Raw genomic sequence first — 25,535 nt, 5'->3', positions numbered from 1 at the left:
AAATAGAATGCAACAATTGTATCTAGACGGCGTTGCTAATTCATGCACAGGGCAAAATCAAAGCCTATGGCAAACCCCCACACACCTGAACTGGACAGCCGGCAACTCCAGATCGAGGACAGCGATGCGTCGCCTGCGTGCGTCATGACGTTCAACGCCAATGACCCGAGCGGCGCAGGCGGCCTCACGGCGGACATCACGGCCATCACTTCGGCAGGCGCTCATCCGCTGTCTGTTGTCACGGGTACCTATCTGCGTGACACGGCGGAAATCTTCGACCATTTGCCGTTTGACGACGAGGCAGTCACCGAACAGGCGCGCGCTGCGTTGGAAGACATGCCAGTTGCCGCCATCAAGGTCGGGTTTGTCGGCAGTCCGGAGAACATCAGCACAATTGCCGAAATCGCCTCCGACTACTCGGACGTGCCGCTGATCGCTTACATGCCCAGCCTGTCCTGGTGGGATGAAAGCAAGATCGACAGCTACCTGGATGCCTTTCGCGAACTGATGCTGCCGCAAGTGACCCTGTTGGTCGGCAACCACAGCACGCTCTGGCGCTGGCTGCTGCCCGACTGGTCCACCGAACGCAATCCGTCGGCCCGCGACATTGCCAAGGCGGCTGCCGCGTTGGGTGTCCCGTATACGCTGGTGACGGGTATCCCGCTGCCGGACCAGTTCATTGACAATGTGCTCGCCACGCCGCAGGCTGTGCTCTACAGTGAGAAGTTCGAGCGTTTCGAGGCAGTCTTTGAAGGCGCTGGGGAAACCCTGTCGGCCGCCCTGTGCGCCTTGCTGGCCAACGGCCACGACCTGCAGGCCGCCACATCCGAAGCGCTGACCTACCTGGACCACAGCCTGGACGCCGGATTTCACCCCGGCATGGGCCATATCGTTCCGGACCGGCTGTTCTGGGCGCAGGTCGAGTCCGATGAAGAGCCTGACGACGAAACGGCCGATGCCGCGGGCACCAACGATGCAGCCCTGACTTCTCATACACCTTTTGAATTTCCCCCCAATGGAACAACCAAACACTAAGCCTGCCCTCTCCCCAACAACGTTCCGCAACGCATCCCTGTTCGAACGCGCCCAGAAACTGATTCCCGGCGGCGTCAATTCCCCGGTCCGCGCCTTCAAGGCCGTGGGCGGCACGCCGCGATTTGTGCAGCGCGCGCAGGGCGCTTACTTCTGGGACGCCGACGGCCAGCGCTACATTGACTACATCGGCTCATGGGGGCCAATGATCCTGGGCCATGGCCATCCAGCCGTGCTGGAAGCCGTGCAGAAAGCCGTGCTGGAAGGTTTTTCCTACGGCGCGCCGACCGAGCGTGAAGTCGAGATGGCCGAGGAAATCGTCAAGCTGGTGCCCTCCATCGAAATGGTGCGACTGGTCAGTTCCGGCACCGAGGCAACGATGAGCGTGATCCGGCTGGCGCGCGGCGCCACCGGGCGCAACAAGATCGTCAAGTTCGAGGGCTGCTACCACGGCCACTCCGACGCCCTGCTGGTCAAGGCCGGATCGGGTCTGGCGACCTTTGGCAGCCCGACCAGCGCGGGCGTTCCGCCCGAGGTGGTCAAGGACACCCTGGTGCTGGAATACAACCACATCGCCCAGCTCGAAGAAGCCTTTTCGCTGCATGGCCGGGAAATTGCCTGCCTGATGATCGAGCCGATTGCCGGCAACATGAATTTTGTGCGCGCCAGCGTCCCCTTCGTCAAGCGCTGCCGTGAACTCTGCACGCAATACGATGCGCTGCTGGTGTTCGACGAGGTGATGACGGGTTTCCGGGTGGCGCTGGGCGGCGCGCAAAGCGTCTATGCACACAGCATTCCCGGCTTCAAGCCGGACCTGACCGCGCTGGGCAAGGTGATTGGCGGCGGCATGCCGATGGCAGCCTTTGGCGGAACGCGCGCGGTGATGGAGCACCTGGCCCCTCTGGGCGGGGTCTACCAGGCCGGCACCCTGTCGGGCAACCCAATCGCCACGGCCTGCGGCCTGGCCACGCTGCGCGAAATCCAGAAGCCCGATTTTTATGACGCGCTGGGCGCGCGCACGCGCAGCCTGGTGACCGGCCTGACCCATGCCGCTACCCAAGCCGGCGTGCCTTTTTGCGGCGACAGCGAAGGCGGCATGTTCGGCTTTTTCCTGCTCGGCACGCTGCCGCAGAACTATCCGCAGGTCATGAAGACCGACGGCCCGGCCTTCAACCGCTTTTTCCACGCCATGCTGGACAGCGGCGTGTATTACGCGCCAGCGCTCTACGAAGCCGGCTTTGTCAGCGCGGCGCACACGGCCGAAGACATCGACGCCACGGTGGATGCCGCAGCCCGGTTTTTCGCGAGCCTCTGAACGGCACTACCGCCCAGGGTTAAAACCTCGATATGCCGTTGCTTGCTCTGAATACCATAGCTGCTTGCGCATACCCACCTTGCGCAAACACCTTATTTCTCATAAAAAAAGCGGCCAAGGCCGCTTTTTTTGATTCAGAAGCCGGCGAGTCGCCGGCGCTATTGCTCAATGCCTGAAATGGCGCACGCCGGTCAGCACCATGACCACGCCGCGCTCGTCGGCAGCATCCATCACTTCCTGGTCGCGCATCGAGCCACCAGGCTGGATCACGCACGTCGCGCCGGCATCCACCACCACATCGAGGCCATCCCGGAACGGGAAGAAGGCGTCGCTCGCCACCGCCGTGCCCTTGAGCGACAGGCCGGCATGCTCGGCCTTGATGCTGGCGATGCGGGCCGAATCCAGACGGCTCATCTGGCCGGCACCGACGCCCATGGTCATGCCGCCGGCACAGAACACGATGGCGTTGGACTTGACGTACTTGGCGACGGTCCAGGCGAACAGCAGGTCTTGCAACTGAGCCGGCGTGGGCTGCAGCTTGCTGACAACCTTCAGGTCGGACAGCAGCAGTTCGTGGTTGTCGGCGGTCTGCATCAAGAGGCCCGAGCCGACGCGCTTGATGTCGATCAGGTTGCGCCCTTGGTCCCAGGCGGTTGCACCGCCGGGTGGCAGGTCAATCTGCAAAATCCGCACGTTGACCTTGGTCTTGAACACTTCCAGCGCCTCGGGCGTGAAGCCCGGGGCCATCAGCACTTCGACGAACTGCTTCGAAATTTGTAGCGCGGCACGCTCGTCCACCGTGCGGTTGAGGGCAATGATGCCGCCAAACGCCGAGGTCGGGTCGGTTTTGAAGGCCTTGCTGTAGGACTCCAGCGCATCGACGCCCACCGCCACACCGCACGGGTTGGCATGCTTGACGATGACGCAGGCAGATTCCGTGAAGCTCTTGACGCATTCCCAGGCGGCGTCAGCGTCGGCGATGTTGTTGTACGACAGTTCCTTGCCCTGCAATTGTTTGGCCGTCACCAGCGAACCGGGCGCAGGATGCAGGTCGCGGTACAGCGCGGCCTGCTGGTGCGAGTTTTCGCCGTAGCGCAGGTCCTGCAGCTTGGTGAACTGGCTGTTCGACTGGCCGGCGAACATCGAGCGCTCGGGCACATGGCTTGGTGCGAGCCTGGCGGCGTCAAACGCGACCGACGACAGGTAGTCGCTGATGGCGCCGTCGTACTGGCTGATGCGGTTGAAGGCGGCCACCGACAGGGCGAATTTGGTCCGGTCGGTCAGCGTCCCATCGGCCTGGAGTTCGGCCAGCACGCCGGCGTATTGCGACGCGTCGGTCAGCACGCCCACGTCTTTCCAGTTCTTGGCCGCCGAGCGCACCATCGCCGGCCCGCCGATGTCGATGTTCTCGATCGCGTCCTCCAGCGTGCACCCGGGCCTGGCCACGGTCGATTCAAACGGGTAGAGGTTGACCACCAGCAGATCAATGGTGTCGATGCCGTGGGTTTGCAGCGCCGCCATGTGCTCGGGCAGGTCGCGCCGGGCGAGCAGGCCGCCGTGAACTTTCGGGTGCAGCGTCTTGACGCGGCCATCGAGCATTTCCGGAAAACCGGTGTGCTCAGCCACTTCGGTCACGGGCAGGCCGGCATCAAGCAGCAGCTTGGCGGTGCCGCCGGTGGACAGCAGCCGGATGCCCAGCGCGTGCAGCGCCTGGGCAAATTCAAGGATGCCGGTTTTGTCGGAAACGGAAATCAGGGCGTTCATGGGCTTCTTTGTTAAAAATGCAGAAGTGCGGAAGAACCCGCACATAGAAAATGGAGTGGCGCCGCCGGCTTACTTGATGAGCTTGTGCTCGACCAGCTTCTTGCGCAGCGTGTTGCGGTTCAGCCCCAGCCATTCGGCGGCGCGCGACTGGTTTTGCTCGGCATGCTGCATGACCACTTCGAGCAGCGGCTTTTCAACCACCCGGACCATCATGTCGTACATGCGGTCGGGCGCGGTGCCCCCGAGGTCGGTGAAATAGCCTTCCAGGCTGGTACGCACGCATTCCTCCAGATTGATTTTGCTCATGGTGCAGCTTTCTCCTTGTTTTTATCGTTGTTCATGAATTCGTCTACCGTGGCATCGGGGCCACGGGGAGCGGCCGGGATGCGGTCCCTGCCCTCGCCCAGGCCGTCAAAAAATTCGTTCACCGCGTCCAGCTGCGCCGGGCAATCCTGCAGCCCGTTCATCCGGCCGCGAAACGCCTCCCCGCCGGGCAGGGTCCTGACATACCAGCCAATGTGCTTGCGCGCCGTGCGCACGCCCGAATACTCGCCATAGAGCTGGTAATGGTCGAGCAGGTGGTCGAGCAGCAGGCGCTTGACGTCGGCCACCAGCGGCGGCGCCAGGTGGCGGCCGGTCGCCAGAAAATGCGTCAGTTCGCGAAAAATCCAGGGCCGGCCCTGCGCGGCGCGGCCCACCATCACCGCATCGGCGCCGGTGTAGGCCAGCACGTCCCTGGCCTTTTCAGGGCTGTCGATGTCACCATTGGCCACCACCGGGATGCGCAGCGCGGCCTTCACCTCGGCAATCGTGTCGTATTCGGCCAGTCCCTTGTAGCCCTGCTCGCGGGTGCGGCCATGCACGGCGATCATCTGCACGCCGGCGCTTTCGGCGGCGCGGGCAATCGTCAAGGCATTTTTATGGGTTTGGGCCCAACCGGTCCGCATCTTCAGCGTGACCGGCACGCCGTGCGGCAGGCAGGCAGCCACCACCGCCTCGATGATCTGCAGCGCCAGGGTTTCGTCTTGCATCAACGCCGAGCCGGCCCATTTGTTGCAGACCTTCTTGGCCGGGCAACCCATGTTGATGTCGATGATCTGCGCACCCCGGTCAAGGTTGTAGGCGGCAGCGTCGGCCATCATCTGCGCGTCGGTGCCGGCGATCTGCACCGCAATCGGCGCGGCTTCGCCAACGTGGTTGGCGCGGCGCGAGGTTTTCAGCGTGTCCCACAAATCGCGGCGCGACGTGACCATTTCGCTGACCGCATAACCGGCACCTAGCTTTTTGCACAGCTGGCGAAACGGCCGGTCCGTGACGCCGGCCATGGGCGCGACAAACACATTGTTCGCCAAAGCGTAGGGACCGATGTTCATGGGGGGGGAGTGAAAGCCTGGGGTTGCCGAAAAAGGAGGCACGATTGTAGCTGCCCAAAATTTCAGCAATTGAAATCCGGACGCGGAACTTGCAAATCCAGGGCGCAGCCTTGGGGCGCCTTGCCTGCCTATACTCAGGCCCGTATGGAAGCCTGGATACAACACCTGATCGAACTGCTGGCCCTGCCTGAATTTGGGCTGAGCACGGTATTTATCGTCTCCTTCATTTCGGCGACCCTGCTGCCGCTGGGTTCCGAGCCGGTGGTCTTCGGGCTGGTCAAGCTCAACCCGGCGATGTTCTGGCCGGCCGTTCTGGTTGCCACCGCCGGCAACACGCTGGGCGGCGCGCTCGACTGGTGGCTGGGGTTTGGCGCGCACCGGGTGGCCGACAAGTACACGCATTCATCGCACCACGGCCGCGCCGTTCGCTGGCTGGAAAAGCTCGGCCCCAAGGCCTGCCTGCTGGCCTGGCTGCCGGTCGTTGGGGACCCGCTGTGCGCCGTGGCCGGCTGGCTGAAGTTTCCGTTCTGGCCCTGCCTGGCCTACATGGCCGTCGGCAAGTTCATGCGCTACTTCCTGATGACCGGCAGCCTGATCTGGGCGTTCCCGGGTGTGATCGGCGCTTGAGCCCGGATTAAAAGCGCTCATAGGGCATGAGGTAGCGCCACTGCCCGGGCGGCAGCTGGCTCAGCGGCATGCGGCCGACCCGCAGCCGCTTCATCGCCTCGATCTTCAGGCCCACGCTGTCGCACAGGTAGGCGATCTGGCCGGGCACTTCGCCTTTGAGCGCAAAGCGCAGCCGCGCCTCGCTCTGCCAGCTCACCTTGGCCGGCGGCAGCAGCGCACCCCGGTAGGTAAAGCCATGGTCGATGCGGTTCAGCCGCTCCAGGCCGCTGGGCTTGATCTCGCCGCTGACCTCGACCACCACCTCATGCTCCAGCACGCGCGCGTCTTCGCGCAGCTTGCGCGCCACGCGCCAGTCGCCGGAAAACACCACCAGGCCGCTGGCCGCCGTGGCCAGCGGCGTGAGCAGTTCGGAGCCGGAAAAATGCTTTTTCAGCGGACGGATGCCCGAGCGGTCCTCGGACGCATGGTTGGCTGCCGTCAGCAACCGGGCCGCCGTCTTGCCGGCGGAGGCATTGGCGTCGCCCGGCGGGACACTGGCTTCATAGCCCGCCGGCTTGTGCAGCAGAATGGTCACCGGCGTCAGCGCCAGCAGGCTGGCGTCAGGCGACAGCACGATGGACTGGTTCTGGACGCGGAATTGTGGCGCTTCCACCACCACGCCATCGACCGCGACAAAGCCGCCCTCGATGTACTGCTCGGCCTCGCGGCGTGAGCAGGCGAGCATGTCGGCGAGGCGTTTGGCGAGGCGTACCGGTTCGGTCATGGCTGCAGGCGTCCTGGTGTGTCCGGTTGAAATCAAACTGAACGCTATCAAATAAATAGCTGTCTTCGCCCGTAGATATTGCGCAAACAGCCAATAATGCTTAAAAATCGGGTAGGCGCCGGTGTTTTGCCGGCGTCGCCGCCCGTTCAGGCTCTAGGCGCTGAACAGGAAGTTCATCACGTCGCCGTCCTTGACGACGTAGTCCTTGCCTTCGGCGCGCATCTTGCCGGCATCCTTGGCGCCTTGCTCGCCCTTGAAAGCGACGAAGTCGTCAAACGCGATGGTCTGGGCGCGGATGTAGCCCTTTTCAAAATCGGTGTGAATCACGCCGGCCGCCTGCGGGCCGGTGTCGCCGACATGGATGGTCCAGGCGCGCACTTCCTTCACGCCGGCGGTGAAATAGGTTTGCAGGCCCAACAGCGTGTAGGCGGCGCGAATCAGGCGGCTCAGTCCCGGCTCGGTCTGGCCCAGTTCTTCAAGGAACATCTGGCGGTCTTCGTCGCTCATTTCGGCCATTTCGGCTTCCATCTTGGCGCTGATGGCCACCACTGGCGCGTTTTGCGACCCGGCATAGGCTTTCAGGCGGTCAAGGAAGGGGTTGTTCTCGAAACCGTCTTCAGCCACGTTGGCGACAAACATCGCCGGCTTGGCGGTGATCAGGAAAAACTGCTGCAGCAGCGGCAACTCATCCTTGCTGAAATCAAGTGTGCGCACGGGCTTGGCTTGGTTCAGCGCGGCCTGGCATTTCTCCAGAATGACGACCAGCTTGGCCGATTCCTTGTCGCCCGAGCGCGCCAGCTTGCCGACGCGGTGCAGGGCTTTTTCCACCGCCGCCAGGTCGGCCAGACAGAGTTCGGTCTGGATCACCTCGATGTCGTCGATCGGATCGACCTTGCCCGAAACGTGGATCACGTTGTCGTCTTCAAAGCAGCGCACCACGTTGACGATGGCATCGGTTTCCCGGATATGCGCCAAAAACTTGTTGCCCAGGCCTTCGCCGGTGCTGGCACCCGCGACCAGCCCGGCAATGTCGACGAACTCGACAATCGCGCGCTGGACTTTCTGCGGATTCACGATGGCGGACAGCGCGTCCAGACGCGCATCAGGCACTTCGACGATGCCCACATTCGGCTCGATGGTGCAGAAAGGGTAGTTTTCCGCCGCGATGCCGGCTTTGGTCAACGCATTGAACAGGGTGGATTTTCCGACGTTGGGCAAGCCAACGATGCCGCACTTCAAACTCATCAATATTCCTTAGAAATCATTACCCCGCCGGGCTTCAGGCGGTGCCGTGGAGCGGCCCGACGTGGACCAGCAGGAGGTGTCAAGGCTGGGAACAACCCCGTCCCGACCCTGGGCTTGCGCCCGGCTTTGTACCGGATTTTGCCCGGCAAGAACTCGGGCAATTGTAATGAGTCGTCAAGCCCGGGTTCGCGCGCCGGCCGGCTGGTGGCTACGCGAGGGAATCACTCGAACCGGTAACTCGCGCCGATCGGCTGGCCGACCCTGAGCAGCTGGTCAATGCCGGCAAGCACGATGGCGTTCATGCCGAAGGTCACCGCGCCATTGAGCCGCGCATCCTGACGGTAGCCTTGCAGCAGGTCACCCACCGCATGGCTGCTGATGGCCGTGGCCGGGTCAATATTGGGAATCGGGCAACGCGCACACGGCTTGACCGGTTGGAGCCGGACCGGACCGTACGCGGTGGCAATGTGGAGCAGGACCAGCCGGTCTTCGTCGTGCGGCGCCAGGGGCAATTCGCCCGGCGCATCGCCCAGCACGATATTGGGGCGAAAACGCTCCATGCCGACGGCGGCAAAGCCCTGGGCGGTGAGCTTCTTGTTGAACTGGTCCAGCGACGCCTCGCTGATGACCAGCAGCGGATAGCCGTCGCTGAACTGGTTCAGCGCCAGGGTGCCGCCGGTCCAGTCCAGATTGCTGACACGCGGGTGGTCCGGGTCAAAGCGCACCAGCCGTGCCCGGACGCCCAAGAAATCGGTGAACCACTGGGCGGCAACCGGTCCCATGTCGAAGGCCGCCACGTCCTCATTCCAGATTCCGACCCGCACGGGGGCTTCGACCTGGTCCAGCGCAATGTGCAGCGCCAGCATGCCCGGCGCGCGCAGGATCATCTCGAAGTGCTTGAGCTGCGGCTTGATGAGCGCCATGCGCGGCAGTTCGCGCTGCGTCAGGAAATTGCCGTGGCCGTCCACCACCATCCAGGCGCGGTCGAATTCAAGCCCGGTATTGAGCAGCAGGGCCTGCTCCACCTGCACGCCGGCGCAGGACTTGACCGGGTAGACAAACAGCCCGGCAATGACGGCTGCCAGATCGCAAGCATGGTCTGGCGCTGCAAGGTCAGCCATGTCCGGCAGTGTTTCGCTCAATGAATCGTTCACTCTTTGTCCATTTCTGGCCGTTTTCAGGGCTGCAGCAGGAAAATTTCACACGCATCACCCTTCACTCCAGCCCTGCAAAGCGATGATTTTGCACTCACTCCTAAAATGGGGCATGTCCAAAACCTTTGATGTCTGTATTCGTGGCGACGGCGTGGTGGGCCGCACCCTGGCGCTGCTGCTGGCGCGCGAGCGTCTGCGCGTGGCGCTGGTCACCCGGCCGCAGCAGGCTCCGGACGAATTGCCCCCGGCCGATGTGCGCGCCTACGCCCTGAACAGCGCGTCGCGCAAGGTGCTGGAGACCCTGCGGGTCTGGCCTGATGCGCCGTTTGCCACGCCGGTCCGGGAAATGCAGGTCTGGGGCGACGACGGTGGCCAGATTGGTTTCACCGCCGACAGCGTCGCGCAGGACGCACTGGCCTGGATCGTCGATGTGCCCGAGCTGGAGCAGCAGCTGACCCAGGCGGTGCGCTACCAGCCGCAGATCGAGATCGTCGCCGCGCCGGCAAAGGCCGCGCTGACGGTGATTTGCGAAGGCAAGAAAAGCGCCAGCCGCGAGGAATTCGGCGTGCAGTGGACGGTTAAGGCCTATCCGCAAAAAGCCATTGCCGCGCGGCTCGATGCCGACCTGCCGCACCAGGGCATCGCGCGCCAGTGGTTCGTGAACGGCGACATCGTCGCGCTGCTGCCGCTGGGAGGCCACGGCGCGAATGCCGTGGCGCTGGTCTGGTCGGCTTCGCTGGAGCGCGCAGCGGCACTGGAGCAGATGACGCCGGAAAAGTTCTGCGCGGCCCTGCAGGCCATTTGCGGACCCGAGGCCGGCCAGTTGACATTGTCCAGCGACCGGGCAAGCTGGCCGCTGGCGTTGTCCAACGCCGACCACTGGGTCGGCCATGGCTGGGCACTGGCCGGTGATGCCGCACACACGGTGCATCCGCTGTCGGGCCAGGGCCTGAACCTGGGGCTGGCCGACGCCGTCTGCCTGGCGGGCGTGCTGGGACAGCGCGAATACTGGCGTGCCCTGGGCGATGAAAAATTGTTACGCCGCTACGAGCGTGCGCGCAAGGCCGATGTGGCCGCCATGGGCGCGGTGACCGATGGACTGCAGGGCCTGTTCGCCCAGCCCGATGACCGCTGGCAGGCGCTGCGCAACTGGGGCATGAAGGGCTTTGCGCGCAGCAGCCTGCTCAAGCGCTGGGTCACGCGCCAGGCCGCCGGCCTGTGACCCTCCAAAGAATTCGTTGAACAACAGGAACCCCATGAAACACCCTCAACTGACTGCCGGCCTCAGGCTTGCAGGACTGGCCGGCCTGCTGGCCTGCACCCTGGGCTCCGCGCTGGCGCAGGAAGCCGTGATTCGCAAGAACCTGGCCGAACGGCTGCCAGCGCTGTCGAAGATCGATGAAGTCAGCAAGACGCCCATGAACGGCCTGTATGAAATTCGCGTCAACGAAAGCGACATTTTCTACACCGACGCCGAAGGCAACTTCCTGATCCAGGGCAACCTGATCGACACCCGGGGCAAGCGCAACCTGACCGAGGAACGCACCGAAAAACTCAGCGCCATCGACTTTGATGCGTTGCCACTGAAAGACGCCTTCACCCAGGTGCGCGGCAACGGCAAGCGCAAGCTTGCGGTGTTTGAAGACCCCAACTGCGGCTACTGCAAGCGCTTCGAGCGCGACCTGCAAAAGGTTGACGATGTGACGATCCACACCTTCCTGATTCCCATCCTGAGTGCGGACTCGGTGGAAAAGTCGAAAAACATCTGGTGCGCCAAGGACAAGAACAAAGCCTGGCTCGACTGGATGGTGCGCGACCAGGCCGCTGCCAAGGCCAGCTGCGACACATCCGCGCTGGAGCGCAACCTGGCCTTCAGCAAGAAGTACAAGATCACCGGCACGCCGACAGTATTTTTTGCCAACGGCACGCGCGTGCCAGGCGCCATCAGCGCGCAAGAGATCGAAAAGCAGCTTGCCAGCGCCGCAGGCAAATAAACCCCGGGCTGGGTGATTTTCTTTCAGCTTACAAACAAATAGTGGCTTTGGCGCTCTCCCTGTCGGCGCCGATAGCTATTATTTTCATAGCAAATCAGGCTGCCAGCTCGCAAAGATGAGCATGGCACTGACAAAGTCTGGCGACGAAAGCGGCATGTGGTCATCGAATTACTGATTCTGTTCGGCAAGAGCTTTCTGTTTGTGCTGGCCGCGCTTTTGCCCATCCTGAACCCGGCGGCAACGGCACCGATCTTTCTGGGGCTGACCGAGGGCGCTTCGATCAGCACCCGCGCACTGCTGGCCCGGCGCATTGCGCGCAACATGTTTGCGCTGATGACTGGCTCAATGCTGGTGGGTTCGTATGTGCTCGATCTGTTTGGCATCTCACTGCCCATCGTGCGCGTGGGCGGCGGTCTGATCGTTGCCGCCAATGCCTGGCGCTTGCTCAACGCCAGCCATGCCGGGGACGACAGGCGCACCGAACTGGCCGAATCGTTCACGGTCGAGCATGCGCGTCGCCAGGCTTTTTACCCGCTGACCTTTCCCATCAGCTGCGGTCCTGGCTCGATTGCTGCGGCCATCACGGTAGGGGTGTCGCTGCACGACCAGAAACTGGCGCTGTCGCTGGCGCGCATGGGCGGCGGCGTGCTGGCGCTGTTTGTCATCGGCATCGTGCTGTACCTGGCGCTCAAGTATGCGCAGCGCCTGCTCAAGCCGCTGGGCGATGCGGGTTCGGTGATTTTTCTGCGCCTCTCGGCCTTCATTTTGCTGTGCCTGGGCGTGCAGATTGTCTGGGATGGCCTGGAAGAGCTGTTGCGCGGCGTGATCCAGGCACCCTCCTTCACCTGAAGCCCGCCGGGGCGCTGCGCCGGTTGCATTATCCTTGCAGGCCTATGCCCGCCTCCACGCCCAACACCGCCCACCCCCCGAAAACCCCGAAGTCCAGAAATTCCGGCAAGCCGGCCCCCGCCTTGCCAGCGCATCATTACCGCGTCGAGATGGGCGACCTGCACGCCCACCTGTTTCAGGTCTCGCTGACGATTGAAAGGCCGGCCGCGCTGCAACGTGTGTCGCTGCCGGTGTGGATTCCGGGCAGTTATTTGGTACGCGAGTTTTCCAAAAACCTGCAAGGCCTTCAGGCGTACCAGGGAAGCCGCAACCCGCGTCCGCTGGCCGTCGAACAACTGGACAAATGCAGCTGGCAGATCGCCTGCGCGCCGGACAGCGCATTGGTGCTGCGCTACCAGGTGTATGCGCATGACAACTCGGTGCGCACCGCCTGGCTGGATGCAAACCGCGGTTTCTTCAACGGCACCAGCGTCTGCCTGAAGGTCGAGGGCCAGGAAGCCCTGCCGCATGTGCTGGAAATTCCGGCCAACAAGGCCCTGGACGGCTGGTCGCTGGCTACTGGATTGACACCGCAAACCATCGACAGCCGGGGCTTTGGCCGCTACCAGGCGGCCGACTACGACGAGCTGGTCGACAGCCCGGTCGAAATGGGTGCATTCTGGAGCGGCAGTTTTACCGCATGCGGCGTGCCGCACCGGTTTGTCGTGGCAGGCGCGGCGGACAGTTTCGACGGCGCGCGGCTGCTGGCCGACACGCAAAAAATCTGCGAGGCAGAAATCCGCTTCTGGCACGGCAACCGCAAACCGCTGCATCAAAACTACCTGTTCATGCTGAACGTGGTCGATGACGGCTACGGCGGGCTGGAGCACCGCAGCTCGACGGCGCTGATCTGCAACCGCAAAGACCTGCCGCGCCAGGACGATGCCAAAACCTCCGACGGCTACGCCACACTGTGCGGCCTCATCAGCCACGAGTATTTCCACACCTGGAACGTCAAGCGCCTGCGCCCGGCCGAGTTTGAGCAGTACGAATATGGGCAGGAAAACTACACCGAACTGCTGTGGTTCTTTGAAGGCTTCACCAGCTACTACGACGACCTGCTGCTGCGCCGCGCCGGGCTGCTGGACAACGCCGGCTACCTGAAGCGACTGACCACCACCGTCAACCAGGTGGCGCAAGCACCCGGACGGCTCGTGCAGTCTGTGGCCGAGGCGAGTTTTGACGCCTGGGTCAAGTACTACCGGCCCGACGAGAACACACCGAATGCGACGATCAGCTACTACACCAAAGGCGCGCTGGTCGCCCTGTGCCTGGACCTGACGCTGCGCAGCGAAGGCCGCACGACGCATGAAAACACCCTCGACGACGTGATGCGCGCGCTGTGGAAGCGCTGCAAGGCCGGGCCAATGCGCGAGCTGGACGTGGCCGCCGTACTGGAAACGCTGGGCCTGCGCTCCTTTGCGCCCGAACTGGCCGCCTGGGTGCATGGCCGGGACGAACTGCCGTTGAAAGACTTGCTGGAGCAGCATGGCGTGGCGGTGCTGGATGAACCGGCACAGCTGGCGCAGCGACTGGGCCTGCGCGTCGCTGAAAACCACAGCGTCCAGGTCAAGGCCGTGCTGCGCGGTGGCGCGGCAGAACAGGCCGGTTTTTCGGCTGGCGACGAATGGCTGGGGCTGGCGTTGATCGGCAAGCCGGTTTCATCCAAAACGGCCCGGCAACCAGACGCGGGCTGGCGCCTGAGCAAGCTTGATGACCTGCTGCTGTATGCCGGCCATGCCACGAAAGTCATCGCGCTGGTGTCGCGCGACAAGCGTCTGCTTCGGCTTGAACTGATCCTGCCGCCTGCGATCACGACCTGGCGGCTGGCTGTCAGGAACGAGGCGCGGGTCAATGAATGGCTGGACCCAAGCGGCAAATCAGCCTGATTTGCCATTTCGGCATACGATATGATCTGCAAATTTTGCTACTGAATCAGTAGCTGCTTGTGCATACCAGACGTACGTCAAATGCCTATTTGGTGCTGAAAATTTGTTTTCCAGTCAAAACAAACGCGCCCTGCAACTTGCGCCCGGCTATTCGCCCTTGAAAGCGGCCGGCCGCTTTTCAAGAAAAGCCGTGACGCCCTCGAAGTAGTCATGCGTCCGCGACAGGGCCGACTGCTGGTCGCGCTCCTCGTCGAGCTGCCGGTCCAGCGTCCGGGTGATGCCGCCCTGCAGCAAATGCCGGGTCGCCACCAGCGCTTTGGTCGGCATGACGGCCAGCCGCTGGGCCAGATTGATGGCGGCGACCAGCGGGTCGTCGGCCACGTCCCAGACCATTCCCCATTCCTTGGCTTGCGCGGCCATCAGCTTGTCGCCGGTCAAGGCCAGCCCCATGGCGCGTGCCAGCCCCAGCTTTTGCACCAGCAGCCAGCTGCCGCCCGCATCGGGCACCAGGCCGATCTTGCTGAAGGCCTGGATGAAGCTGGCGGTCGGCGCGGCCACGGCCATGTCGCAGGTCAGGGCCAGCGACGCACCCGCGCCTGCCGCCACGCCATTGACGGCGGCCACCGTCGGCATGCGCAGTGCCAGCAGGCGGCGCGCCGTCGGGTTGAAGGCCTGCTCGATCAGCGGCCCCGGGTCGGCGCGCTCCATCAGGTTGGGGCCGGGCGTGAAATCAAACTCCGACAGGTCGGCGCCGGCGCAAAAGGCCCGGCCCGCGCCGGTGATGACGAGCGCACGGATCGCCGGATCGGCTTCGGCCTGGTCCAGCGCGGCCCACAGGTCGTGGTGCATCTGGCGGCTGAAACTGTTCAGCGCCTGCGGGCGGTTGAGCGTCACGACGGCAACGGCGCCCTGGGCGGCATACAGCACCGTGGATTCGGTGCGGGGTTCGGATTCTGGATGGGTCATGGTTTTCTCCTGCCTTGAATTTAGCATTGCCGCCAGGCCTGGGCCGGCCCGGTTCTCACTGCCCTGCGGGGATGGCATGATGAAAGGCTTTACAAGGACCGAACCATGACCTATGAAACGATTGTGACGTCTACCCAAGGCCCCGACTCCCGCCAGGCAGGCATCATCACGCTGAACCGGCCCAAGCAGCTCAATGCACTCAACAACCAGCTCATGGACGAGTTGGGCAGCGCGCTGAAGGCCTTTGACGCCGACGACAGCATCGGCTGCATCATCCTGACCGGCAGTGAAAAGGCCTTTGCCGCCGGCGCCGACATCGGCGCCATGGCGCAGTACAGCTTTGCCGATGTCTACAACAACGACTACATCACGCGCAACTGGGAACAAGTCCGCAGCGTTCGCAAGCCGGTGATTGCGGCCGTCAGCGGCTTTGCGCTGGGCGGCGGCTGCGAACTGGCGATGATGTGCGACTTCATCATTGCCGCCGACAACGCCAAATTCGGCCAGCCCGAAATCAAGCTGGGCATCATTCCCGGTGCCGGCGGCACGCAGCGCCTGCCGCGCGCCGTGGGCAAGGCCAAGGCCATGGACCTGGCGCTGACCGGCCGCATGATGGACGCCACGGAAGCCGAGCGCGCCGGATTGGTCAGCCGCGTCGTGCCGCTGGAAAAGTTGATGGACGAGGCGCTGGGTGCGGCCTTGATGATCTGCAGCTACGGCCAGCCGAGCGTGTTTGCCGCCAAGGAAGCGGTCAACCGCGCGTTTGAAAGCGGCCTGAGCGACGGCGTGATGTTCGAACGGCGCCTGTTCCATGCGCTGTTTGCGACCGAAGACCAGAAAGAAGGCATGGACGCCTTCGTCAACAAACGCAAGCCCGTCTTCACGCATCGCTGAAAAATAGCCTCGAAAATTGGCTATAATTCCGCTCTTCAGGTGATATAGCTCAGTTGGTTAGAGCGCAGCATTCATAATGCTGATGTCGGTGGTTCAAGTCCACCTATCACCACCAGATTTCCGGAAAGCCGCTGATTCACTGGATCAGCGGCTTTTTTCATGCCATTTTGTTGGCGTGTACTACACAAAGGTGTTGCACATGGCCGAGATTTCTTGACGATGAATGGCATGTTGCTGATGCGGTTTGCTTTTCGTTTGAAGTTGCTCGGTTGACGTCAGCCGCAGCGTCCCCAAGAAAAAACATCCCCATTGCCTGGCTGCACGGCAACACCTGCAGCGTTACTTGGCGAGGAATACGTTTTCCAGAGCCAAAGTCAGCGAAAGCTACCACTGGTTTCGCAGCGTCCGCAATGCCCCAAAGACCATTTTTGCGTCGGGTTCCTTTGGCAATTCGGGAAAGCTCTCACGCAATTTCGCGATGATGGTGGCGTTTTTCAATCGAAAAAAAGTGTTGTGCTGCTTCTCTTCTTGAAGCGTTGTCACCACGGACGCTGCGGGGTCGTGCCCCGCCACCTCAGTCAAAAGCGTCTGCGCTGCGGCATTGTCGGGTTCACGAGAGAGCGTGAATTTCAGATTGGACTCCATGTAGTCATGTCCGGGATACAGGCGGGTGTCATCGGGCAGCCGGGCCAGTTGATGGACAAAAGTATCGAAAAGGGCGTTGGTGTTGCCGCCGTTATGGGTGTTGCCAGCCCCGGCATTGAACAGTGTGTCACCCGAAAACAAAGCAGGCTGGTCCGTATGGGCCAACAGACAGATGTGGCACAGGGTGTGCCCTGGCGTATCCAAGCACTCCAATTCGACCGTCTTGCCCACCTTGATCACATCCCCCGCCTTCACGCCACGGTCCATTCCGCTGATCCGGCTGCCTGCCTTGTAGTGCGCAATCACTTTTGCACCAGTGGCCGCGACCACGGCCGCATTGCCACCGGTATGGTCGCTGTGCTCGTGGGTGTTGAGCAGCTGGGTGATCTGCCAGCCGCGCACTTTGGCCATCGAAAGGCATTTTTCATGGTCCAGCGGGTCGATCGCCAGGGCTTCACCGGTTTCGGGACAGGCAATCAGGTAGTTGAAATTGCGGTAGGCATTGCCAGTCCAGATGCGTTCGACAATCATGGGCGTCTTTCTCAGTGGGTATGTCACCGTTACATGCGGAAATTTTCTTCCACAGCAGGAGAGTAAACGCAGAATCCTCCAGGCGGCAACCATCAACGCCAAGACTTTGAATGGGTTGATGAAACCAGTAGCCTGGTTCACGCGGCACCAGCGGGAGTTGCTCGGAAAGCGGCTTGATACGCTCGATGGCGAGCAAAAAAAGCTGGCTGTCATCGAGTCGCCAAGCCGTGTTTTCCGGAGTCCCGCAAGGGCCGCCACAAGTTGGGGCCGCGCGGTGGCAACGGGGGCAAACGGGGATTATCCAATGAACAGGTATGCGTTTCGGTGGCACACAACCGCACTGGGCGGCCCCTGGACTGGGTCCCGGGACACGGACCGGTAACAAGGGCCGAACTGTCCAGCGCGTTACGCGTTACAGCCCATGCTGGCCGCGGATGCGCTGAGGGCAAGCAATGGCAACCCGACCTACCGCGGCTTTACACAGATCGCGAACCTCTCGCACGAAGCCCTCAACCTGCGCGCAGGCGTGCGCGTCAGGGGGGCCGTCCAGGTGGTCCAGAACGTCAAAGCGCATCACGGCAGCCTCAAGCCGTGGCTGCAACGCTTGCACGGTGTTGCCCATGTTGTCTGGACAGCTACCTGCGCTGGTTTCGCCCCCTGGACAACCACCACGCCGCTTTCTTCCTCACAACTCGCAAGCTTCGGGCCCTGTCCTGTTCTAGAAATGACAGGCGGGATTGTCTTCTGTGGGTTGTTGACATCTGTATTTTTGGTACGAATCACAAGGGCAGTGTTTCACCGAACACCCGCCCGCAGGTGAGAGCTGACTGCTTGCAGGGCAAACCCCTGGGTGCGCTTGGTGCAACAAACATTGGTTGGCATCAAAACCCGCGTCCGCAGTTGCCAAGAGAAATTTTCATGCCTTGCCTGTGCAATGACCAAAAGACAGCGAGTGGATGGCCGCTCCACCCGCGAGGATTTTTCTTGGCAACTGTTTTTTTGGTTCAGCCTGGTGGATCAATGTCGGTGAGGCTGCCTTGCCGAAAGACCGGAATGAACAGTTTTCAAACGCAAACGCGCCATCCAGTTGTAGGCCGATGGTGAACACGACATGGTGCTGCGCCAGGAAACCGGACTCAAACGACGCAACGTTTGCTGGCTGATTGCCGCGGTCGGGCGTGCGGTGACGACGCTCCAAGGACCCTGTTGACCTGCGTGGCGGCAAGCCGCAAAGGGGCTTGTGACATAGGAGTATTCTTGCGCCGATGAAAAACCCAGTTCCCAAGCAAAGACTGGAGGCTGATCCCGTGCCCTTTTGCCCGGCCCGCATCTCACGCCCCGGCCTGAATGCGAAGCGCGGACAGAGCGGTCATGTCGTCCACACAACAGAAACCGGACACACGCGCCAAACCTGTCCCCGTGCCGCCATGGCGGTCTGACCCCCGATGTACCCCGGCGAACGTTTCAACAGCATCACGCACCTGGTCGGCGCGGCGCTGGCGCTGGCCGGCGCTGTGGTGCTGGTGGTGCTGGCGGCCCGCCTGGGCGATCCCTGGAAAATCGTCAGCTTCAGCATTTACGGCGTGATGCTGGTCGCGCTTTATGTGTTTTCAACGCTGTACCACAGCGTGCGCGGTCCGGCCAAGAACGTCTTGCGCAAGTTTGACCATTGCTCGATCTACCTCCTGATTGCCGGCACCTACACGCCGTTTGCGCTGGTGTCGTTGCGCGGCGGCTGGGGCTGGTGGCTTTTTGGCGTGATCTGGGGGATGGCGCTGGTGGGCATCGCGCAGGAAATCTGGCTGGCCAAGGGTGCGCGAATCCTGTCGCTGATCATTTATATACTCATGGGCTGGCTCGCCATGGTGGCGGTGATGCCGCTGTGGCGCGCCTTGCGCCCCGCCGGCTTTGCCTGGCTGGCAGCGGGAGGTGCCTGTTACACGCTCGGCATAGTGTTTTACGCCCTGGACCACAAGGTGCGCCACGGCCACGGGCTGTGGCACCTGTTCGTGCTGGCTGGAAGCATCTGCCATTTTTTCACCGTGCTGCTGTATGTGGCCTGACGACCCGGACCGAATGACCGCCTTGACCCGTTCTTTTTTCCATGCCCCGGCCCGTGGCGCTCCTGCGACAAGAAGCAGCGGGCGCAACGCCCTTTAATGCCATGATGCAGCCAACTGCCAGGCTCCACCACAACATCACCATCACACGCGCTGCGGCCGTGTCAGCCCCATGAACACTGCTTTCACCCATACCCACACCTACACCTACACCCCTGCCCCTTCGCCGCGCCGCATCATCGTCGGCATTTCAGGCGCCAGCGGGGCCGTCTACGGCGCACGCCTGCTGCAGGTCCTGCGGGACTTGCCAGGCGTCGAGTCGCACCTGGTGGTGTCCAGCACCGGCTGGCACCATCTGCAGGACGAACTGAACATGGACCGCGACTTCATCGAAGGCATGGCCAGTCAGGTGCATGACGTTCACGACCTTGGCGCCGCCATCGGCAGCGGCCCGCTGGCCTGCAGCGGCATGGTGATCGCGCCGTGCTCGATGCGCACGCTGGCAGCGGTGGCGCACGGGCTGGGCGACAACCTGCTGACGCGCGCGGCCGACATGATGCTCAAGGAACGCCGCCGCCTGGTGCTGCTGACCACGGAGTCGCCTCTGCACCTGACGCACCTGCGCAACATGCTCAGCGTGACGGAAATGGGTGCCATCGTCTGCCCGCCGGTGCCCGCCTTCCACCTGCACCCGGAAACCCTCTGCGACCTCGTCAACGACACGGTGGCCCGCACGCTCGACCTGCTCGATGTGCCGCACAGCCTGTCGCAGTACGGGAACGACATCGAACTGGCCGCAGCGGCCTGACGCCCTGGCGTCAACGGTTTTCGCTTGCGCCGTCTTTCTGCCTGCACGGGCAACAGCCGTCCGACCGGGTCCGGCCGCTTGCCGGGCATCGGCCCTGCAGCCACGGCATCCCGCAAGGCATGGCAGGCCTCAGCCCTGAGATAATGGCCGGCTTTCCCCACTACAGCCTCTGGACACACACCATGAACCGCTGCACACCGCACACCCTGGCCATCCTCGCCGTTCTGGCCGCATCGGCGCTGCTGGTGGCCTGCGCCAAGGACTCCACCGGCGCCACACCTGGCGTCAGGCAATTTCCAGCAGCCGCCCTGCGCGGCGAAATGGTGGTGCTGGCACCGCCGGTTATCACACTGGACGGCAAGGCCGACCGGCTGTCGCCCGGCTCGCGCATCCGCGACGCCAACAACCTGCTGGTGATGTCGGGCGCGCTGGTCAACCAGAAGGTCGTGGTCAACTACCTGCGCGAAAACGCCGGCAATGTCCATGAAGTCTGGATTCTGAGCAGCGCGGAGGCCAGACTGAAGCGACCCAACACCAAGGCGTCCTGGTTCAGCCTGGGTCCCGCCACTGATGTTGGCGCTACCACGGCGACCGTCAAGGCGCCTTGAGGCGCGGCGGCCTTTTCCCAATTTTATCGATCAAATCAGCCTTCCGCGCACTACCCACGGGCGCTAACAGCTATCAATACAGTAGCACATCACCATGAGCAAAAAAGTCTTCATCAAAACCTTCGGCTGCCAGATGAACGAGTACGACTCGGACAAGATGGGCGACGTGCTGCATGCCGCCGAAGGCTACGAGAACACGCAAAACATCGACGAGGCCGACCTGATCCTGTTCAACACCTGCTCCGTGCGGGAAAAAGCGCAGGAAAAGGTCTTCAGCGACCTGGGCCGCGTCAAGCACCTGAAGGAAAAAGGCGTGCTGATCGGCGTCGGCGGCTGCGTCGCCAGCCAGGAGGGCGCGGCCATCATCGCGCGCGCGCCATATGTCGATGTGGTGTTCGGCCCGCAGACGCTGCACCGCCTGCCGCAATTGCTGGCCAGCCGCGCCCGGCTGGGCAAGCCGCAGGTGGACATCAGCTTTCCCGAGATCGAAAAGTTCGACCACCTGCCGCCGGCCCGGGTCGAGGGCGCCAGCGCCTTTGTCAGCATCATGGAAGGCTGCTCCAAGTACTGCAGCTACTGCGTCGTTCCCTACACGCGCGGCGAGGAAGTCTCGCGGCCCTTCGAGGATGTGCTGGTCGAGGTTGCCGGCCTGGCCGACCAGGGCGTGAAGGAAGTCACGCTGCTGGGCCAGAACGTCAACGCCTATCGGGGCACCATGGGCGGCACGGCGGAGATTGCCGACTTTGCCACGCTGCTGGAATACGTCTCGGAGATTCCGGGCATCGAACGCATCCGCTACATCACCAGCCATCCGAATGAATTCACCCAGCGCCTGATCGACGCCTATAGCACCTTGCCCAAGCTGGTCAGCCACCTGCACCTGCCGGTGCAGCACGGCAGTGACCGCATCCTGATGGCCATGAAGCGCGGCTACACCGCCATGGAATACAAAAGCACCATCAAGAAGCTGCGCGCCATCCGGCCCGACCTGGCGATGAGCAGCGACTTTATCGTCGGCTTTCCGGGCGAGACCGAGGACGACTTCGGCAAGCTGATGAAGCTGGTCGAAGACGTCGGCTACGACACCTCGTTCAGTTTCATCTTCAGCCCGCGTCCCGGCACCCCGGCGGCCAACCTGGCGGACGACACGCCGCACGAGGTCAAGCTCAAGCGCCTGCAGCATCTGCAGGCGGTGCTGGACGACAGCGTGCGCGCCATCAGCGCCAGCCGGCTCGGCACGCGCCAGCGCATCCTGGTCGAAGGCACGGCACGCAAGGATGCGAGCGAGCTGATGGGCCGCACCGAATGCAACCGCGTCGTCATTTTGAAGGGCCAGCCGCGCCTGATCGGCCAGATGGTCGATGTGAAGATCATTGAAACCAGCCAGCGCTCCCTGCGCGGCGAAGTGGTCACGCAAGGCGACGCGGTGGCCGCCTGAGCGCGCCTTCCCTGACCCGTCCTTACCTGCCTTTCCAACCCATGCTGCAGCGGTTTTCATTCCGGCCCCTGCTGGTGATCGCCTTCCTGCTGATTGCCGCGCTGCTCGGCACGGCTGCGGTGCGCGCGCTGTTTGCGCTGGAAGACCTGACACGCCAAAGCCGCGACAACGCCGCCCGGGCACTCGACCTGAGCGGCGCGGCGCAGTCGCTGCGCGAGCGCAGCATGTCGATGGAGCGCAGTTCGCGCCAGTCGGTGGTGCTGGACGACCGCATCCTGCGCCAGCGCTTTCGCGACGAGGCGCGCGACGCCAGCGCCATCCTGGCCCGGCTGGCGCAGGAAGCCATACCGGCCGCCCGGGAACGGCCCTGGCGCGAGCACCTGGACACGGTGCTGGACCTGCTGACCGGCCCGCTGGACACGGCACTGGAGCGCGAGCACCAGCTGGCGCAGGAATTTCGCGAACTGGAAAGTATCAACACCGCCATTGCCGTGCAGGTGCAGCAGGCCATCCAGCAGCGCAACCAGTCGCTGCAGGACAAGCTCGAAACCAGCCGCCAGCACCTGGCGCAGCAGGTCACGGGGGCCATCGTGCTGGCGGTCTTCATGGCGCTGGCCTTCGGCGTGTGGTTCACCCGGCCGCTCAAGCGGCTGGAAAACGCCATCGTCGGCCTGGGCGAGAACCGGCTCGACCAGGTGATCGCCATTCACGGCCCGGCCGACCTGGCGCTGGTCGGCGAGCGGCTGAACTGGCTGCGGCTGCGCCTTAGCGAGCTGGATGCGGACAAGTCGCGCTTTCTGCGCCACATCTCGCATGAGCTGAAAACCCCGCTGGCCTCACTGCGCGAAGGCGTGTCGCTGCTGGAAGATGGCGTGGCCGGTCCGCTCAGCCAGGATCAACGTGAAATTGCGCAAATCCTGAAACACAACACCGGCATGCTGCAAAGCCAGATCGAGGACCTGCTGCGCTTCAATACCGCCGCCTTCGAGGCGCGCCAGCTGCACCGCCGCACCGTGGACCTGCTGCAGCTCATCGAAGAGCAGGTCGATGCGCAGCGCCTGCAATGGCGCGCCCGCGAGTTGAAGGTGGTGGTCGGCGGCGAGCCGCTGAAAATGGAAGTGGACCCGGAAAAAATAGGTACCGCGCTGGCCAACCTGCTGTCCAACGCCATCCGCTACTCGCCGCTCAAAGGTACCATTGAACTTTCACTGAGGCAGCAGCCTGGCCTGGTGCATATCGACATCCGGGACCAGGGTGCCGGTGTCGCGCCAGCGGACCGGGAACGGATTTTCGAGCCCTTTTACCGGGGCGAACGCCAGCCGCAAGGTGGCGTTCGCGGCAGCGGGATCGGGCTGTCGATCGTGCAGGAATACATCGCCGCGCATGGCGGACGCATCGAGTTGCTGCCGCAGGAAGCGGGCTCCCATTTCAGAATCGAGTTTCCCCATGTTTACAAGAGCTGAGTTCTTTGCGCGCTTCGGCCGGATTGGCTTACGCCTGTCAAGCGCTGGTCTGGCGGCTGCCTTGCTGACGGCCTGCTCGCTGGTGGGCCCGCCGCAAGGCGTTCAGCAGCCCGCAGCGCCGGCCCCGGCGACGCCGGCCAGCAGCGCCGCCGCCGCTAACGGCAACGCAGCGGCGCCGTCCCCGCTTTCGGCAGACACGGGGCCAGCGCCCGAACGCGACGCGGTAGTTCGGGTGCTGGCCCATGCAGACCGGGTCCGTTCGATGTCCACCGCAGAACTGAGTCAGGAAGTCGCGCGGCTGGGCAATCCCTACCTTCCGGCCAGCCAGCTGCAGCTGGCCATTGTGCTCAGCCAGTTGCGCCAGACGCCGGAGCTGGTACGGGCGCAGGAGGTGCTGACGCGGCTGCTGGCCAATCCCGATGCCCAGGCCCAGGTGCTGCATCCGCTGGCCCGCCTGCTGGCCGCCCGCTATGGCGAACAGCGCCGCCTCGAAGACCTGCTGGAAAAACAGAACCAGCAAACCCGCGAGGTCCAGCGCCGGCTCGACCAGACCAACGAAAGGCTGGAAGCGCTCAAGGCGATTGAGCGCAGCCTGACCAGCCGCGCGGCCGCACCGGTGGCACCGGCTGCGTCGGCACCCGCCAGCCGTGGCCGCACGCCCGCGCCATGAGTCCTGCGCTTGACACACTCTCGCCAACGGCAGCCAACCTGCTGGTGGTGGACGACGACGCCGACATGCTTCGGCTGCTCACCATGCGCCTCACGGCAGCGGGCTACCGTGTCACGGCCGTCACTTCGGCCGAGGCCGCGCTGACCGAGCTCCAGCTCAAGCGGCCCCAGCTGGTGCTCAGCGACGTGCGCCTGCCCGGCAAGGACGGGCTGGCGCTGTTCGACGACATCCGCATCCTGCACCCTTCCCTGCCGGTGATCCTGCTGACTGCGCACGGCACCATTCCCGACGCGGTCGAGGCCACCGAGCGCGGCGTCTTCACCTACCTGACCAAGCCCTTCGATGGCAAGGGCCTGCTCGACAAGATTGCCGAAGCGCTGTCGCTGAGCGCGCCGGCCCATCCGTCCCGGCAGGGCAGCGCCGAGGCCTGGCAAACCCGCCTCATCAGCCGCTCCAGCCGCATGGCCGAAGTGCTGGCCGAAGCCCACATGGTGGCCGGCACTGATGCCAGCGTGTTGCTGCGTGGCGAAAGCGGCACGGGCAAGGAGCTGCTGGCCCAGGCGATCCACCAGGCCAGCCCGCGCGCCGCCAAGCCCTTTATCGCGGTCAACTGCGGCGCCATTCCCGAGGCATTGCTCGAATCCGAACTGTTCGGCCATGTCAAGGGCGCTTTCACCGACGCGGTGAGCAACCACAAGGGGCTGTTCCAGGCGGCCGACGGCGGCACGCTGCTGCTGGATGAAATCGGCGACATGCCGCCAGCGCTGCAGGTCAAGCTGCTGCGGGTGCTGCAGGAGCGAGAAGTTCGCCCGGTGGGCGCCAGCCAGTCGATTCCGGTCGATGTGCGCATCATCTCGGCCACGCACCGCGACCTGGATGACGCCATGGAGGCCGGCGATTTCCGCGCCGACCTGTACTACCGGCTCAATGTCGTGACATTGAGCCTGCCGCCCCTGTCTGACCGCCGCGAGGACATTCCGCTGCTGGCCAACCATTTCCTGGTCACGCTGGCGGCCAAGTACCACAAGCGCCTGAGCGGCTTTGCGCCCGAGGCGCTCAAGGCCCTGAGCACCGCGGCCTGGCCGGGCAATGTGCGCCAGCTCTACAACGTGGTCGAGCAGGTCTGCGCCCTGTCGAGCACGCCGCTGGTGCCGCTGGCGCTGGTGCAGCGCGCCCTGCGCTCGCCGAGCATCCAGGTGTTGACCTTTGCCGAGGCCAAGCAGCGCTTCGAGCGCGACTATCTGGTCGGCCTGCTCAAGCTGACCGATGGCAACGTGGCCGACGCCGCCCGGCTGGCCGACCGCAACCGCACCGAGTTTTACCGGCTGATGCAAAAACACGGCCTCACACCCGGCCACTTCAAGCCCGGCAGCTCGCAGCCTTCGCCGGAGTGAGTCGCTTTCTGGCG

Annotated in this window: 24 protein-coding genes, 1 tRNA gene and 1 pseudogene; 17 read left to right on the top strand and 9 right to left on the bottom strand. The window is 63.5% G+C overall.

The features are described 5' to 3' along the window. The first annotated feature begins 66 nt into the window (after nt 1-66). On the top strand, nt 67-1,035 hold the full coding sequence (locus IWX85_RS03080) for a bifunctional hydroxymethylpyrimidine kinase/phosphomethylpyrimidine kinase (RefSeq protein WP_051984257.1): 969 nt from the start codon (nt 67-69) through the stop codon (nt 1,033-1,035). After that, nucleotides 1,016-2,347: a glutamate-1-semialdehyde 2,1-aminomutase gene (gene hemL / locus IWX85_RS03075; protein ID WP_036809210.1), complete on the top strand. Its 1,332-nt coding sequence runs from the start codon at nt 1,016-1,018 to the stop codon at nt 2,345-2,347. Before IWX85_RS03080 ends, hemL begins: the two co-directional genes overlap by 20 nt. 165 nt (nt 2,348-2,512) lie before the next feature. Here the strand turns inward: hemL and purH are convergent, their stop codons facing one another. From purH to dusB, 3 genes are all read right to left on the bottom strand, one after another. Further along, entirely contained in the window at nt 2,513-4,111 is a 1,599-nt protein-coding gene (purH, locus tag IWX85_RS03070; RefSeq protein WP_196868710.1) for a bifunctional phosphoribosylaminoimidazolecarboxamide formyltransferase/IMP cyclohydrolase, read from the bottom strand. Between the two features lie 69 nt (nt 4,112-4,180). After that, a complete protein-coding gene (locus IWX85_RS03065; protein ID WP_196862117.1) occupies nt 4,181-4,417 on the bottom strand; it encodes a helix-turn-helix domain-containing protein in 237 nt (78 codons plus the stop codon). Then, on the bottom strand, nt 4,414-5,484 hold the full coding sequence (gene dusB, locus IWX85_RS03060) for a tRNA dihydrouridine synthase DusB (protein ID WP_196868709.1): 1,071 nt from the start codon (nt 5,482-5,484) through the stop codon (nt 4,414-4,416). The genes IWX85_RS03065 and dusB overlap by 4 nt, the downstream gene beginning before the upstream one ends. 144 nt (nt 5,485-5,628) lie before the next feature. Between dusB and IWX85_RS03055 the strand changes: the two genes are divergently transcribed. Next, the gene (locus IWX85_RS03055; RefSeq protein WP_196868756.1) at nt 5,629-6,111 is read left to right on the top strand and encodes a YqaA family protein; all 483 of its coding nucleotides are present in this window, start codon (nt 5,629-5,631) and stop codon (nt 6,109-6,111) included. Between the two features lie 7 nt (nt 6,112-6,118). Here IWX85_RS03055 and IWX85_RS03050 read toward each other — a convergent pair whose 3' ends face one another. From IWX85_RS03050 to IWX85_RS03040, 3 genes are all read right to left on the bottom strand, one after another. Continuing rightward, complete coding sequence (locus IWX85_RS03050) at nt 6,119-6,874, bottom strand: rRNA pseudouridine synthase (RefSeq protein ID WP_196868708.1); 756 nt, start codon at nt 6,872-6,874, stop codon at nt 6,119-6,121. 153 nt (nt 6,875-7,027) lie between these two features. After that, the gene (gene ychF, locus IWX85_RS03045) at nt 7,028-8,119 is read right to left on the bottom strand and encodes a redox-regulated ATPase YchF (protein ID WP_196868707.1); all 1,092 of its coding nucleotides are present in this window, start codon (nt 8,117-8,119) and stop codon (nt 7,028-7,030) included. A 221-nt stretch (nt 8,120-8,340) separates the two neighbouring features. Continuing rightward, nucleotides 8,341-9,240 carry an MOSC domain-containing protein gene (locus IWX85_RS03040; RefSeq protein WP_196868755.1) on the bottom strand — a complete coding sequence of 300 codons (900 nt, stop codon included), beginning with the start codon at nt 9,238-9,240 and terminating at the stop codon, nt 8,341-8,343. 145 nt (nt 9,241-9,385) lie between these two features. Between IWX85_RS03040 and IWX85_RS03035 the strand changes: the two genes are divergently transcribed. The 4 genes from IWX85_RS03035 to IWX85_RS03020 all read left to right on the top strand — a co-directional run bounded on the left by IWX85_RS03035 (nt 9,386) and on the right by IWX85_RS03020 (nt 14,044). Continuing rightward, the gene (locus IWX85_RS03035) at nt 9,386-10,495 is read left to right on the top strand and encodes an FAD-dependent monooxygenase (RefSeq protein WP_036809173.1); all 1,110 of its coding nucleotides are present in this window, start codon (nt 9,386-9,388) and stop codon (nt 10,493-10,495) included. 34 nt (nt 10,496-10,529) lie between these two features. Continuing rightward, nucleotides 10,530-11,267, top strand: a complete 738-nt coding sequence (locus IWX85_RS03030; RefSeq protein ID WP_196868706.1) for a DsbC family protein — start codon at nt 10,530-10,532, stop codon at nt 11,265-11,267. Between the two features lie 156 nt (nt 11,268-11,423). Continuing rightward, nucleotides 11,424-12,116 carry a MarC family protein gene (locus IWX85_RS03025; protein ID WP_036809170.1) on the top strand — a complete coding sequence of 231 codons (693 nt, stop codon included), beginning with the start codon at nt 11,424-11,426 and terminating at the stop codon, nt 12,114-12,116. A gap of 44 nt (nt 12,117-12,160) precedes the next feature. Beyond that, nucleotides 12,161-14,044 (top strand): M61 family metallopeptidase, encoded by a 1,884-nt coding sequence (locus tag IWX85_RS03020; protein ID WP_196868705.1) that lies wholly within the window; start codon nt 12,161-12,163, stop codon nt 14,042-14,044. Between the two features lie 147 nt (nt 14,045-14,191). Here the strand turns inward: IWX85_RS03020 and IWX85_RS03015 are convergent, their stop codons facing one another. Further along, complete coding sequence (locus tag IWX85_RS03015) at nt 14,192-15,010, bottom strand: enoyl-CoA hydratase-related protein (RefSeq protein ID WP_196868704.1); 819 nt, start codon at nt 15,008-15,010, stop codon at nt 14,192-14,194. Nucleotides 15,011-15,115: 105 nt separating this feature from the next. On the opposite strand from IWX85_RS03015, the gene IWX85_RS03010 reads away from it, so the two are divergent. After that, entirely contained in the window at nt 15,116-15,904 is a 789-nt protein-coding gene (locus IWX85_RS03010) for an enoyl-CoA hydratase (protein WP_036809164.1), read from the top strand. 38 nt (nt 15,905-15,942) lie between these two features. Then, a tRNA-Met gene (locus IWX85_RS03005) sits at nt 15,943-16,019 on the top strand. A gap of 269 nt (nt 16,020-16,288) precedes the next feature. Here the strand turns inward: IWX85_RS03005 and IWX85_RS03000 are convergent. Next, on the bottom strand, nt 16,289-17,080 hold the full coding sequence (locus IWX85_RS03000; RefSeq protein WP_036809160.1) for a hydroxyacylglutathione hydrolase: 792 nt from the start codon (nt 17,078-17,080) through the stop codon (nt 16,289-16,291). Nucleotides 17,081-17,171: 91 nt separating this feature from the next. Here IWX85_RS03000 and IWX85_RS20870 point away from each other — a divergent pair. Next, a pseudogene (locus IWX85_RS20870) lies at nt 17,172-17,758 on the top strand (hypothetical protein); the annotation flags it as partial. Between the two features lie 238 nt (nt 17,759-17,996). Here the strand turns inward: IWX85_RS20870 and IWX85_RS02990 are convergent. Beyond that, nucleotides 17,997-18,278 carry a hypothetical protein gene (locus tag IWX85_RS02990; RefSeq protein WP_196868761.1) on the bottom strand — a complete coding sequence of 94 codons (282 nt, stop codon included), beginning with the start codon at nt 18,276-18,278 and terminating at the stop codon, nt 17,997-17,999. Nucleotides 18,279-18,525: 247 nt separating this feature from the next. Here IWX85_RS02990 and IWX85_RS02985 point away from each other — a divergent pair, with 247 nt between their 5' ends. The 7 genes from IWX85_RS02985 (at nt 18,526) to IWX85_RS02955 (ending at nt 25,521) form a co-directional block, all read left to right on the top strand. Then, nucleotides 18,526-19,143 carry a hemolysin III family protein gene (locus tag IWX85_RS02985; protein ID WP_036809151.1) on the top strand — a complete coding sequence of 206 codons (618 nt, stop codon included), beginning with the start codon at nt 18,526-18,528 and terminating at the stop codon, nt 19,141-19,143. Nucleotides 19,144-19,312: 169 nt separating this feature from the next. Beyond that, complete coding sequence (locus tag IWX85_RS02980) at nt 19,313-19,948, top strand: UbiX family flavin prenyltransferase (protein WP_051984255.1); 636 nt, start codon at nt 19,313-19,315, stop codon at nt 19,946-19,948. Between the two features lie 182 nt (nt 19,949-20,130). Beyond that, nucleotides 20,131-20,556, top strand: a complete 426-nt coding sequence (locus IWX85_RS02975) for a hypothetical protein (protein WP_196868703.1) — start codon at nt 20,131-20,133, stop codon at nt 20,554-20,556. A 94-nt stretch (nt 20,557-20,650) separates the two neighbouring features. Then, nucleotides 20,651-21,994, top strand: coding sequence for a tRNA (N6-isopentenyl adenosine(37)-C2)-methylthiotransferase MiaB (miaB, locus tag IWX85_RS02970; RefSeq protein ID WP_196868702.1), 1,344 nt, complete (start codon nt 20,651-20,653; stop codon nt 21,992-21,994). Between the two features lie 41 nt (nt 21,995-22,035). Then, nucleotides 22,036-23,457, top strand: coding sequence for a sensor histidine kinase KdpD (locus IWX85_RS02965; RefSeq protein ID WP_196868701.1), 1,422 nt, complete (start codon nt 22,036-22,038; stop codon nt 23,455-23,457). Beyond that, a complete protein-coding gene (locus IWX85_RS02960) occupies nt 23,441-24,127 on the top strand; it encodes a hypothetical protein (protein WP_196868700.1) in 687 nt (228 codons plus the stop codon). The genes IWX85_RS02965 and IWX85_RS02960 overlap by 17 nt, the downstream gene beginning before the upstream one ends. Continuing rightward, complete coding sequence (locus IWX85_RS02955) at nt 24,124-25,521, top strand: sigma 54-interacting transcriptional regulator (protein ID WP_196868699.1); 1,398 nt, start codon at nt 24,124-24,126, stop codon at nt 25,519-25,521. The genes IWX85_RS02960 and IWX85_RS02955 overlap by 4 nt, the downstream gene beginning before the upstream one ends. Nucleotides 25,522-25,535: the final 14 nt, after the last annotated feature.

This window comes from Polaromonas sp. CG_9.11 (assembly GCF_015752225.1).
GTDB lineage: Bacteria > Pseudomonadota > Gammaproteobacteria > Burkholderiales > Burkholderiaceae_C > Polaromonas.
Note: the sequence above shows the minus strand (reverse complement) of the source record. Positions and strands in the feature narration are given on the sequence as shown.

What these genes read in the sequence shown, in the direction of transcription:
- IWX85_RS03080 (WP_051984257.1), top strand. Translation starts at nt 67, where the DNA reads ATGGCAAACCCCCACACACCTGAACTGGACAGCCGGCAACTCCAGATC.
- hemL (WP_036809210.1), top strand. Translation starts at nt 1,016, where the DNA reads ATGGAACAACCAAACACTAAGCCTGCCCTCTCCCCAACAACGTTCCGC.
- purH (WP_196868710.1), bottom strand. Translation starts at nt 4,111, where the DNA reads ATGAACGCCCTGATTTCCGTTTCCGACAAAACCGGCATCCTTGAATTT.
- IWX85_RS03065 (WP_196862117.1), bottom strand. Translation starts at nt 4,417, where the DNA reads ATGAGCAAAATCAATCTGGAGGAATGCGTGCGTACCAGCCTGGAAGGC.
- dusB (WP_196868709.1), bottom strand. Translation starts at nt 5,484, where the DNA reads ATGAACATCGGTCCCTACGCTTTGGCGAACAATGTGTTTGTCGCGCCC.
- IWX85_RS03055 (WP_196868756.1), top strand. Translation starts at nt 5,629, where the DNA reads ATGGAAGCCTGGATACAACACCTGATCGAACTGCTGGCCCTGCCTGAA.
- IWX85_RS03050 (WP_196868708.1), bottom strand. Translation starts at nt 6,874, where the DNA reads ATGACCGAACCGGTACGCCTCGCCAAACGCCTCGCCGACATGCTCGCC.
- ychF (WP_196868707.1), bottom strand. Translation starts at nt 8,119, where the DNA reads ATGAGTTTGAAGTGCGGCATCGTTGGCTTGCCCAACGTCGGAAAATCC.
- IWX85_RS03040 (WP_196868755.1), bottom strand. Translation starts at nt 9,240, where the DNA reads ATGGCTGACCTTGCAGCGCCAGACCATGCTTGCGATCTGGCAGCCGTC.
- IWX85_RS03035 (WP_036809173.1), top strand. Translation starts at nt 9,386, where the DNA reads ATGTCCAAAACCTTTGATGTCTGTATTCGTGGCGACGGCGTGGTGGGC.
- IWX85_RS03030 (WP_196868706.1), top strand. Translation starts at nt 10,530, where the DNA reads ATGAAACACCCTCAACTGACTGCCGGCCTCAGGCTTGCAGGACTGGCC.
- IWX85_RS03020 (WP_196868705.1), top strand. Translation starts at nt 12,161, where the DNA reads ATGCCCGCCTCCACGCCCAACACCGCCCACCCCCCGAAAACCCCGAAG.
- IWX85_RS03015 (WP_196868704.1), bottom strand. Translation starts at nt 15,010, where the DNA reads ATGACCCATCCAGAATCCGAACCCCGCACCGAATCCACGGTGCTGTAT.
- IWX85_RS03010 (WP_036809164.1), top strand. Translation starts at nt 15,116, where the DNA reads ATGACCTATGAAACGATTGTGACGTCTACCCAAGGCCCCGACTCCCGC.
- IWX85_RS03000 (WP_036809160.1), bottom strand. Translation starts at nt 17,080, where the DNA reads ATGATTGTCGAACGCATCTGGACTGGCAATGCCTACCGCAATTTCAAC.
- IWX85_RS02985 (WP_036809151.1), top strand. Translation starts at nt 18,526, where the DNA reads ATGTACCCCGGCGAACGTTTCAACAGCATCACGCACCTGGTCGGCGCG.
- IWX85_RS02980 (WP_051984255.1), top strand. Translation starts at nt 19,313, where the DNA reads ATGAACACTGCTTTCACCCATACCCACACCTACACCTACACCCCTGCC.
- IWX85_RS02975 (WP_196868703.1), top strand. Translation starts at nt 20,131, where the DNA reads ATGAACCGCTGCACACCGCACACCCTGGCCATCCTCGCCGTTCTGGCC.
- miaB (WP_196868702.1), top strand. Translation starts at nt 20,651, where the DNA reads ATGAGCAAAAAAGTCTTCATCAAAACCTTCGGCTGCCAGATGAACGAG.
- IWX85_RS02965 (WP_196868701.1), top strand. Translation starts at nt 22,036, where the DNA reads ATGCTGCAGCGGTTTTCATTCCGGCCCCTGCTGGTGATCGCCTTCCTG.
- IWX85_RS02960 (WP_196868700.1), top strand. Translation starts at nt 23,441, where the DNA reads ATGTTTACAAGAGCTGAGTTCTTTGCGCGCTTCGGCCGGATTGGCTTA.
- IWX85_RS02955 (WP_196868699.1), top strand. Translation starts at nt 24,124, where the DNA reads ATGAGTCCTGCGCTTGACACACTCTCGCCAACGGCAGCCAACCTGCTG.